Source organism: Dyella sp. AtDHG13 (assembly GCF_003201105.1).
GTDB lineage: Bacteria > Pseudomonadota > Gammaproteobacteria > Xanthomonadales > Rhodanobacteraceae > Dyella > Dyella jiangningensis_B.
Genome location: NZ_QICJ01000009.1, coordinates 249,920 through 250,177 on the forward strand (window position 1 = coordinate 249,920; position 258 = coordinate 250,177).

The window sequence follows — 258 nt, forward strand, 5'->3', positions numbered from 1 at the left end:
TCTGGTCGCCGCTGACGGTGGCGGCGTACTGCTCGGGATACAGGCGCGCGAACTCCCGATCCAGATTCGTCACGTCGTAGGCCAAGCCCCTGGCCTGGGCGATCAGCCGCTCGGTGGTCGCCAGATTGGCGCGCAACTGGTTCACCACGCTGGACGGCAGGCTGGCGAGGTTGCGCGCCTGGTTCATCAGCATCTGCGCTTCGTTCTGAAGCTGCTGGATTTGGTTGTTGATCTGCTCCAGCGTGCGGATCGCGGTCA

1 protein-coding gene (running past one end of the window) is annotated in these 258 nt (G+C 64.3%); it reads right to left on the bottom strand.

The window, feature by feature from the left end; translation table 11 throughout:
• Positions 1-258: part of a P-type conjugative transfer protein TrbJ coding region (gene trbJ / locus BDW41_RS16225; protein WP_110301624.1), annotated on the bottom strand (this coding region is incomplete at its 5' end). The annotated region extends 365 nt beyond the left edge of the window; the window shows 258 of its 623 annotated nt.